Origin of the sequence: Phormidium sp. CCY1219 (assembly GCF_035615515.1) — a bacterium.
Classification (GTDB): domain Bacteria; phylum Cyanobacteriota; class Cyanobacteriia; order Cyanobacteriales; family Laspinemataceae; genus CCY1219.
Genome location: NZ_JAJENT010000678.1, coordinates 1 through 8,986 on the forward strand (window position 1 = coordinate 1; position 8,986 = coordinate 8,986).

General features: G+C 52.7%; 8 protein-coding genes. 5 read left to right on the forward strand and 3 right to left on the reverse strand.

Annotation, left to right across the window (positions count from 1 at the left end; translation table 11 throughout):
• The first annotated feature begins 516 nt into the window (after nucleotides 1-516).
• Nucleotides 517-2,718 carry a DNA polymerase III subunit gamma/tau gene (locus tag LKK83_RS19805; RefSeq protein WP_442957344.1) on the forward strand — a complete coding sequence of 734 codons (2,202 nt, stop codon included), beginning with the start codon at nucleotides 517-519 and terminating at the stop codon, nucleotides 2,716-2,718.
• 221 nt (nucleotides 2,719-2,939) lie between these two features.
• Here the strand turns inward: LKK83_RS19805 and LKK83_RS19810 are convergent, their stop codons facing one another.
• Both LKK83_RS19810 and LKK83_RS19815 read right to left on the reverse strand, forming a co-directional pair.
• Nucleotides 2,940-4,352 carry a glycosyltransferase gene (locus tag LKK83_RS19810; RefSeq protein ID WP_324633029.1) on the reverse strand — a complete coding sequence of 471 codons (1,413 nt, stop codon included), beginning with the start codon at nucleotides 4,350-4,352 and terminating at the stop codon, nucleotides 2,940-2,942.
• Nucleotides 4,330-4,542 carry a hypothetical protein gene (locus LKK83_RS19815; RefSeq protein WP_324633031.1) on the reverse strand — a complete coding sequence of 71 codons (213 nt, stop codon included), beginning with the start codon at nucleotides 4,540-4,542 and terminating at the stop codon, nucleotides 4,330-4,332. Before LKK83_RS19815 ends, LKK83_RS19810 begins: the two co-directional genes overlap by 23 nt.
• Nucleotides 4,543-4,886: 344 nt before the next feature.
• Between LKK83_RS19815 and ebsA the strand changes: the two genes are divergently transcribed.
• From ebsA to LKK83_RS19830, 3 genes are all read left to right on the forward strand, one after another.
• Nucleotides 4,887-5,267, forward strand: a complete 381-nt coding sequence (gene ebsA / locus LKK83_RS19820) for a type IV pilus biogenesis protein EbsA (RefSeq protein ID WP_324633032.1) — start codon at nucleotides 4,887-4,889, stop codon at nucleotides 5,265-5,267.
• Nucleotides 5,268-5,430: 163 nt separating this feature from the next.
• On the forward strand, nucleotides 5,431-6,534 hold the full coding sequence (locus tag LKK83_RS19825) for a phosphotransacetylase family protein (protein ID WP_324633035.1): 1,104 nt from the start codon (nucleotides 5,431-5,433) through the stop codon (nucleotides 6,532-6,534).
• 394 nt (nucleotides 6,535-6,928) lie between these two features.
• A complete protein-coding gene (locus LKK83_RS19830; protein WP_324633037.1) occupies nucleotides 6,929-7,435 on the forward strand; it encodes a DNA recombination-mediator protein A in 507 nt (168 codons plus the stop codon).
• Nucleotides 7,436-7,577: 142 nt separating this feature from the next.
• On the opposite strand, the gene LKK83_RS19835 is transcribed toward LKK83_RS19830, so the two are convergent.
• Nucleotides 7,578-7,793, reverse strand: coding sequence for a hypothetical protein (locus LKK83_RS19835; RefSeq protein WP_324633038.1), 216 nt, complete (start codon nucleotides 7,791-7,793; stop codon nucleotides 7,578-7,580).
• Between the two features lie 58 nt (nucleotides 7,794-7,851).
• On the opposite strand from LKK83_RS19835, the gene LKK83_RS19840 reads away from it, so the two are divergent.
• Nucleotides 7,852-8,343 (forward strand): YajQ family cyclic di-GMP-binding protein, encoded by a 492-nt coding sequence (locus LKK83_RS19840; protein ID WP_324633039.1) that lies wholly within the window; start codon nucleotides 7,852-7,854, stop codon nucleotides 8,341-8,343.
• Nucleotides 8,344-8,986 lie beyond the last annotated feature (643 nt).

Sequence of the window (8,986 nt, forward strand, 5' to 3'; positions counted from 1 at the left end):
CTGCCGAATAGTCCCAACCGCGCTTGCACCTCCGAAGTAAAAAATTCGTTACCTCACCCATATGAGAACTGCTATATTTCCTAAAATCCTTGCCCCGATCGCAGATTGCCCTGGGTTGAAATCTGAGGCCATTTCAGCGCCCAAGTCAGCGTGAAGTTCTTCGATGCTTTGAACTGCTGCATTTTTCCGAGATCTGTATCGTACTGTTTAAATCCTGACCTTGCCGGGAATTGTCCCCTGTCTCTACTTCTATAACTTTTTTGATATTGGCAATCTGCAATAAGCCGAGGGTGGCGCAGGTGCCACTGTAGGTAAATCAGGCAAAGAAGGGAAAATAAATTAAGGAGTGCTTGCAAGGGGTCTGGAGAGGGAGTGCTTGCAACAAAGCACAGGAGTGAGTAACAATAAAAGTTTGCAGCCATTGCTGCCCCGACTCATTTCGCCGATTGGATTGACACAGCAAAATGCTGCAAGCGGGTGAAACGGAAGTTGTTTTTTGCTAAATTATCGCCACTGATGCCCTACGAACCGCTGCACCATAAATATCGTCCCCAGAGTTTTGCCGATTTGGTGGGACAAGATGCGATCGCCACCACCCTAACCAACGCCATTCGGCAAAATAGAATTGCACCCGCGTATTTGTTTGCCGGACCGAGAGGAACCGGCAAAACGTCCAGTGCCCGGATTTTGGCCAAATCCCTTAATTGCCTGAACAGTACAGCCCCCACAGACGCGCCCTGCGGGAAATGCGAAGTTTGCCGCGCGATCGCCAATGGTTCCTCTTTAGATGTAATTGAAATTGACGCTGCGAGCAATACCGGCGTAGACAACATCCGAGAACTCATTGAAAGAGCGCAATTTGCCCCCGTACAATGTCGGCAAAAAGTTTATATTGTGGATGAGTGTCATATGCTCAGCACCGCCGCATTCAATTCGCTTCTCAAAACCTTAGAAGAGCCACCCGATCGCGTGGTATTTGTATTAGCGACCACCGACCCGCAACGAGTATTACCCACCATTATTTCTCGCTGTCAGAGATTCGATTTTCGGCGCATTCCGTTAGAAGCAATGGTGCAGCATTTAACCCAAATTGCGGCGAAAGAAAATATCGACATTGCCGAAGAAGCGGTACGAACCGTGGCGCAAATCGCCCAAGGGGGACTGCGAGATGCGGAGAGTTTGCTCGATCAGCTTTCCCTGCTAGAGGGGCAAGTTACCGTAGAGCGGGTGTGGGATTTAGTCGGGGCAGTACCGGAGCGAGATTTAATTCGGTTGTTGCACAGCATTGCTGCAGATGATGGAGAAGGCGTGTTGGACAATGCGCGAGAACTGATGAATCGCGGGCGAGAACCCTTGGTCGTGCTGCAAAACCTTGCCAGCTTCTACCGAGATTTACTGATTGCCAAAACCGCACCCAGCCGTGCGGATTTAGTTGCCCTGACGCCTCCCACATGGGAAGAACTGTGTGACATTGCGGCGCAGGAGTGGGAACTCGGGCAGATTTTAGCCGGACAGCAGCACCTACGCACCTGCGAAGGGCAGATCAAAAACACCACTCAACCTCGGTTGTGGTTGGAAGTGACATTATTGGGATTATTGCCAGCGGCGATTCAAGCTCACACAGAAGCCCGAACCGTAGCGACGCCGAAGACGAGAACAGCGCCGAAGACGCGATCGCCCCAGACAGCCCCAGTGCCAGCCGCAAGCCCACCGCTCAGCCCTGCAACCCCGGTGCCGGATCGGGGGATTGCCGAATCCTCAGTAGCGCAACCGAACCCCTCACCGATGCGCCCTCCCGAGGGGGAAGTGGGGGGGCAAGATCCGGCAGCCACTTCCCCTCCTCCCCCACCGAGTACAGCACTGGAAACCGAGGAGAGTCCCGCGCCGGATCTCGAGGCCATTTGGCAACAAGTCGTGGGGCGGGTAGCAATGGGGTCTACCCAAGCGTTACTCAAGCAACATGGAGAATTGATCGCGATCGCGGGTCAGCAGGCGCGAGTGGGCATTCGTTCGCAACCCTTGCTGCAGATGGTTCAGAAAGGAGTAGACTCCCTGCAAACCGCCTTTGAGCAAGTGGTCGATGGGCCAATTCACGTCACCCTAGAAGTGACCAGTCAGATGAAAGCGAAATCGACAACCGGCCCCAAAGGCGGTGAAAATCTCTCTGGGAGTTCAGGGTCTTCTGGGCCGGCAGTGGATCTCCCGAGGGAGCGCAGCGCCGGAAGGGGAGCCTCGCCGCCATCAGCCACCCCCCCGGTTCAGAGGATGCAAAAGGCGACCGGTGAGAGGGAAAAACCGTCCAACCCGGTTAAAAAATCTGCCCTTTCATCGAGGCAGCAAACCGCAGCACCAGCCGATAGCCGTGAAGAATCGGGGGAGGGAGATTTTGAGGAAACGCGGGTAGCAGCGAAACGATTTGCCGAGTTTTTTAATGGAGAAGTGGCGATTTTACCGGAGGATTGGGATATTGCCACCGTTGAGCTGACAGAGGAGAACGAAGGTTCTGCGTCGCTACCGGCACAAGAGGCACCGATCGCGGAGGATACACTCCCTTGGCACAGGGAAGAAGCAACCCGCGAGGCGTCGCCTTCCATGCAGGTGAGGGAGGCAGAGGTATCCGAGGAAGAATTACCGAAGCAAGCTGAAGTCGAGCAACCTGCCGAGAGGCAAGAGGGAGAGGACTTGAGCGAGGATCCGTTTGGTGGATTAGAGTTTTGATGCCTTGCAGTTTTGGGGAGAAGTAGGGCTGGGAGGGCTCAGAGAGGGTGTTTGAGGAGAAATGGGTGATGGTGCGAGGAGGTTTGCCCTTCCAAGGCGTAGGCATTGGTGGAGGAATGAATCTCGCGAGTCAAGGGAGAGTTCCTGGGAGGGGGTGAAAAGACAGAAGGCGAGAATTTGCAAATTCTCGCCTTCGGGGGTGGTAGTTAGGGGTGAAATTGTCAGCTTCCTTGATGGAGAGTTTTGACCCATTTCAGACGTTTAGGTCGCACCGACATGCGGATGGCGATACTGGCAACGATACCTAACCAGTGGAACATGTAAACAGTGCCGCGTAGGGTTTGGAGGAGATGGATGAACCGACTAGAAGTTGGTTGCGATCGCGATTGGCGCGAGGAGCTGGTTTCGATGCGCCGCAAACCCACAAACATGGCCACCAGGGACAAAGCGATCGCTAAACTGGTTATCGGCGCGAACACCGGCAGACGGTTGCGGGCGATCGCCATCAGCAAATCCGGTACAGTGGCGGCGGGAAGGAAATACTGGATCGTCCAAAAATTGAACATATCCCAAGTTTTGCCAATGCCCATGCGATTGCTCAAAATCAGACGCCAGTAGTCCAGATAGCGCTGGTAGCCGCCTTCTCCCCAGCGGTTGCGCTGATGCCAGAGTGCCAAGGGTTGGGTAACGCCTTCTTCCCGGACCGGGACCATGAGAAATTCAATGTCCCAGCGATCGAGATGCAATCGAAGGGTTAAATCGAGATCGTCGGTAATCGTTTCTTCATTAAAGCCGCCGCAGCGTTCTAAAGCGTGACGGCGGATAAACTCGCCATTGCCGCGCAGTTCTCCAATGCCGCCGAGGGCCGTGCGCTGTTGTTGAAAATAGCTATCGAGAGCCATTTCAGCCATTTGACCGCGCGTCAAGAAATTAACCGAGGGATTGGCGATCGCCTTTCGCATTTGCACCGCCCCGACTTGGGGGCGATGGAAGGCGGGCAATACCCGTCGCAGCACATCCGGCGACACTTGAGCGTCGGCATCGAACACGGCGAGAATTTCACCGCAGGTGAGGGGTAACACCTGATTGAGGGCACCGGATTTGCCCCCGGTGGCGTCAGCAGAGCGACGAAACACCTTCAGATTGTCGTATTTTTTTTGCAGACGCTCCAACACCTGGGGAGTGCGATCGCTGCTGTTATCGTCGATCGCCCATACCTCATAGAGAGTTTTGGGGTAATCCAGATTGCACAGGATGTCAATCAGCTTTGCGATCACCGCTTCTTCATTTTTCGCCGCCACCAGCAGGGACACCCGGGGCCAATGTTCTCGCGTTTCTTCCGACAAAGGGGGTGGAGCGTCAGCGGGGCGGGTCAGTAAGACTCGCAGGGCATGAATGCCCATCACGCCGGTGAAACCCAAGACGATCCAGGAACCGAAGGAAAGTAAATGAAGGGCAACGGTGCCACTCCAGACAAACACGAGTAAAACCGCAGCTTTGCGTCTGCGACCCTTGTAGCCGCGATAAACATCTTCTGCTGCTTCTGACTCGGAATCAGACCAGGCAGACAAGATAGAACTGAGAGGCTCGAACTCCGGAAAGGAGTTGTTTTCAGGCCAGGAATTCGCTGGCATAGGTAACGTGATTGAAAAACCAATATTTGTGCGTCATGCTCGAGCTGACCAATGGCAAGCGATCGCCCCTGGGGGGTGCTTTGGTGGTCTGATGCGGGGGCGATAGCCATCGCACCGACATCGGCGTTTCTCCGCAAAGGGGGAGGAAGCGACGGTTAGGGTCAGGAGCGGCGATCGCTGCCGGCTTCACTCGAGACTAATGATGCTTTATTGTATCCAAGATTGGTATATTTCTGGAAAAATGGGTCAATTTCTCTTTCCCACTCAGCCGCAGAGGGTTGCCAGGGCGATCGCGCGAGTCGGGGTGGGATAAACTGGTCGCGGCAATCCCGTTGTCCCACTTGCCACAGTTCCGTTGCTGGATTTACCCCCTCGTGAAATAGCCAGAGGGGTTGACAGAAAGAACCAATCGCCGGTTAAAGCCGGAAATGGGGCATCCTAGAGAGGAGCGGAATCACCCAGCACTCGGGGGGGATTGCGAACACTTGTCCACTAAACTTCGTAATCGAGATCGCAAATCAAGGAGCAGTGAGTATGGCGATTAACCTAGATCGACTTCAGCCAGCCGAGCAACGTGAAGTAGGCGTTTATCTGCCGTACTACCAGGGAAACAAGCGAGCCGTGTTACCGAGAGCCATCAGTCTCTATCGACAGGGCAATTTGGAAGGAGAGCGCAAAATCGAAGGAGGCGACGACATTTCTTTTGTGGCAAGCTGGCACGTTTCCTCTTTGCCTGCAGACTTAACCCGTTGCCGCATCCAGTTTGATGGCGATGCGGATCTCAGCTATGAAGTGACAATGGCAAATTTTGAGTTCATCGACCATCTCATCGAGGTCATTATCACTCATAAGCGCTATCACAAGGTGGATTTTTCCAAAGGGTTCTACCGTAAATTGCTACAGAGAGATGACTAAAATAAGGACTAGGGACTGAGGAATTGAGGAAACATTTGATGAACGAATCTGAGGAAGTTGGGAGCCACCCTTACTGACTCCTTCATCCAGTGTCATCCTGACGCAATCCCCCAGTCCCCGATTTTTGAATCGCTAACGAGTAAAAACTTTAGGGAGTGAGTGCGTGCCACTATCCGCAAAACAAACATCTAAATATTTATTGGTTGGATCCACCAAGGCTTACAGCGGTAAGTCCTCTATTGTCTTGGGCATGGCGCAACAATTCCAGCTCAGAGGACTTGATATTGCCTATGGAAAACCTTTGGGCACTTGTGTGAGCGCTTCTCAAGCGGATGGCATTGATGAAGATGTCCGTTTTTTAGGTAAAACGTTAAATTTGCCGCCCAACCGCTTGGGGCAAACCCTGCTTTTTTTGGAGCCAGAAACCCTGGAAAAACGCTTGCAAGGCTTTGACCGGACCGATTACAAGCCGCTTTTGGCGGAGTCGTTGCAGAATCTTGGGGGAGAGCTGATTATCCTGGAAGCAGGAGCCACCCTGGAGAGCGGACGATTATTCGAGCTGTCCGTGCCGCAAATGGCACAACAGATTGATGCCTCGGTGTTGTTGGTCGATCGCTTCCATTCGCTGACGGAAGTCGGGGAACTGGTGGGGGTGAAACAGCGCCTCGGCGATCGCTTGCTGGGAGTGGTGTTGACGGATATCCCTCCGGAGTCAATGAGCGCAACTGAAACCCTGGCGCGCCCTTTCCTGGAAGAACGGGGCATTCCCGTTTTCGGTATGATGCCCCGCAGTCAGTTGCTTCGCAGCGTCAGTGTGGGCGAACTCGCTTCGCGGCTCAATGCGGAGGTTCTGTGTCGTCGCGATCGCCTGGATTTGATGGTGGAAAGCCTCAAAATTGGCGCGATGAATGTCAACTCGGCGTTGAAATATTTCTCGGAAGGGCAAAATATGGCCGTGGTGACTGGGGGCGATCGCACCGAAATTCAATTGGCAGCTTTGGAAACTTCTACCCAATGTTTGATCCTCACCGGTCACGTGCCCCCGAGTCCTTTGATTATCACTCGCGCTGAAGAAGTGGAAGTTCCCGTGTTGTCGGTGGATCTCGATACCCTGACTACGGTGGAAGCAATCGAAGATGCTTTGGGTCACGTCCGCCTGCAAGAACCGATTAAGGTCGAATACATGCGAAAGCTGATGTCCCAGCATTTTCAAATCGAGGGCGCGATCGCTGCTCTGGGATTGGAAACTGCTGTCACTACGCCCTAACGCAACTGAAACCCTATGCGCGAAATACGCTATGACTGTAGATAGGGAAAATTGGTCTGTAGGGTGGGCCTGGCTAGGCGATCGCGATTTCCGCTTTGGTGGCGATCTCCAGTCAATGTCCACCCTTTTGTGCACCAGTCCCTACCCTGCCTATCCGCCATCCGCTTTCCGATGCCCGCTTCTAGGGCGGCAATTGCGCACACCCTCCACACTCCCCCGGATTCCTCAAGGCAAGCGGATTTTTCTGCCACGAAAGAGGGCGCTACACCTTACCCATTGCCCAATCCCTGCAGGTGGGTGGCTACCGCGATCGCAGTTTCGAGGGACAAAATAATTTAAAGTGTCTTCTATTTGCTAAGATATCTAAGTTGTTCTGTTTAATTCTGTAGCGTCTTTGAGTCAATCAATAGACACCGCATCCAATATCGATACTCTCGCGCAAGAACTAGCTACGATCCAGCAAACTGGCTCGAAACGAATTGCGCTGTTGGGTTCGCGTCACGTTCCCATTACCCATCAGACCCTCATCGAAATGATGAGCTATGCCTTGGTTTTACAAGGTAATCGGCTGATCACTTCGGGGGCCACAGGCACTAATTCGGCGGCGATTAAAGGAGCGATGCGGGCCGATCCGAATATGCTGACAGTCATTTTGCCGCAAAGTCTCAATCGCCAACCCCGGGAATCGCGCAAGCAACTCGAAAAGGTGATTCATTTGGTGGAAAATCCCACCAATGACCCCATGTCTTTGGCAGAAGCAAGTTCCCTGTGCAATTTGGAAATTATCTCTCGCTGTCAGCAGCTTATCTGTTTTGCGTTTCACGATAGTCACACCCTGTTGCAAACCTGTCAGGAGGCAGAGGAGCAACGCAAGCTGGTGACTTTATTCTATTTTGATTGAGGGTCAATCTCTGGCTGATGCTCTGGACAAAATGAGCGCAATGAGATACAATTATTTCCTCATTTTGGCACGGGGGAATCTCAATTTTCCACCGGACACTCTCAAATCAATCGGTTGAGCGCTCCGTGAGCGTCGCAACCATTCAGTTGAGAAGGGTTGGGGTGGTTTTGGTCAGCGCAGTGCTGATGGCAAGGGTCATCGGCGTGCCACCCCGAATAGCAGCATCGCCAGCGATCGTCTTTGTGGTGGCGGATTTTTGATTCGCCGTTTGCGCTCCGCGTGAATTGCCTTGGAACAAGGATGCAGGTGGGTCGTTAAACCCGATCGCGATCGCAACTCGATTCGGCTCGAGCCTCATTCCATTGCCTGTTATCTTTATTTATCCTGTACGCATCGTCGTCCATCATTTCGGATTTATGGCTTCTACCTATTCCTTTGATATCGTCAGCGACTTCGATCGGCAAGAATTAGTTAATGCGATCGACCAAACGAATCGCGAATTGAACAGCCGTTATGACTTAAAAAATACCAACACCTCGGTGGAACTCCAAGAAGAAAAAATTGTTATTGAAACCGATAGTGAATTTACCCTACAGGCTGTGCATTCCGTCATGCAGCAAAAAGCCGTAAAGCGCCAGCTATCCCTGAAAATATTTGACTATGGAAAGGTGGAATCTGCCAGCGGAAATCGCGTGCGCCAAGCGATCGCCTTGAAAAAAGGCATCAGCAAAGAGCTAGGGAAAGAAATTACCAAGCTGATTCGGGATGAATTAAAAAAGGTTCAAGCTTCGATTCAAGGCGATGTGGTGCGGGTGTCGAGTAAGTCAAAAGATGACCTGCAAACCGCAATGCAAGTGGTGAAACAAGAAGATTGGCCCGTGGCGTTGCAGTTTACCAATTATCGCTAACCCCTGCGGTTGATGAGTGGTTCCCAGGCGCACTCTGGGAGCCAATGCAGAGAGGCTCTCCCTAAAGATTTGCGATCGCGAGCTTGTGCATCTTAGGGGGCTTCTCGGCGTGCGGTTTATTAATATCGCCTTTTGCAAGCCGGATCTGGTGGGATATAACCTCCCGTGCATAGTCGATGGCGACAGGCGATTGAAATCGCGCCTCGCTCAGGGTTAATATCCCTAGGTTAAGGCTATCAACTGGACTCCCCTGGAGGCTGAGCGCAGTGGAAACCTCGTCAACCTCCTGCGGACATTGGATGAGTCGGTCCTGGGTGCGCTTAAGCGTTGCCATGCCCGTCGATTCCTGAGGATTGCCCGATCGCGGAGCCTACTACTATAGCATTCCCGCCCAATGGAATGATAGTCTGGGCGAAGCGCGAACCGCTAGCTTGTTTGACCCGTAGGAATCGATAACCTGGCACTCCCCAAAAATCTTTGACAAAACATTGCAAAAATTGAGAGCTACCGAGGGTCTGACAGGGATTGCTCACTTACGTTTTTATATAGCAATTGCAAGTTGTTCAATTGTGACGTACTCCCGACGCCGACCGCTTAGGCGGTACGGCGCGGGCTTCTGGGCCGAGACCTTTGAGATCTGGGT